Below are 809 nucleotides of genomic sequence, written 5' to 3' on the forward strand. Positions count from 1 at the left end.
GTCCACCTTGCTCAGTTCACTGGGCGATGCCCAGCGTATTTTGTTGTCGCAGCGTGACTAGGGAGGCCGCCGTGAAAACTGCTTCTGCAATGCTGCTGTCGCTGCTGCTGTTGCCGCTGGCGAGTGAAGCCAAAAGCGTGCGTATCGTCTGGTCCCCGACGCTGCGTCTCAGCGCCTGGCTGGATAACGTGGTGGATGGTCGGGTGAAAAGCTGGTGTGACGATAGCGTGGCCCTGCACCTCGAACCTCAGGGCGAATTAAAACCGGATGCGCTGGAAACCTTTGTGCCGCAGGTCGGCCAGCTGCTGAAACGCCAGTGTCGCGGCCTCGACACGCTGCACTGGACGCTGATTGACAGTAGCGGTAAAGCGGTGCGCGAAGGCGATGTGACGGCGAAAGAGAACTGGCGCATCCCGCCAAAACCCAAAGTCGTGATCGCGCAGGCGGATACCACGCCGTGGCAGCGCTTCCGCATCAATGACACCTGCCAGTTGCGCACCTACTGGCCCAGCAGCGGCGATGTCCGTTTTACCTTTGATCAGCATCCGCAGTGTGACAAGGACGGTTGGATCAGCGGTGCTGGTACGTTGCATCAGGGTGATGCCAGCACGGCACTTTGGTTCCTGCAGGGTTATCCACTGATCGATCTGCCTGCCGGTGCGCACGATGCACAGGTGGTGGCAGCGAATAATCAACGGCTGATCCTGGCGAGCGCCACCGACGCGCAAAGCTGGTTGCTGCTGCCGTGGGACCCTGCGCATCTGGCCTGGCGTTTTCACGGTGATGTGGTGGTGAAAACTCGCGAGGCG

General features: G+C 60.6%; 1 protein-coding gene. It reads left to right on the top strand.

Features of this window, described 5'->3' with window-relative positions; genetic code table 11:
* Positions 1 to 71 precede the first annotated feature (71 nt).
* Positions 72 to 809 (top strand): hypothetical protein (locus H7A81_RS27420; protein ID WP_182059357.1); only part of this gene is annotated, 738 nt, incomplete at its 3' end.

The organism is Pantoea sp. ME81 (assembly GCF_903970985.1).
GTDB classification, from domain to species: Bacteria; Pseudomonadota; Gammaproteobacteria; order Enterobacterales; family Enterobacteriaceae; genus Pantoea; species Pantoea communis.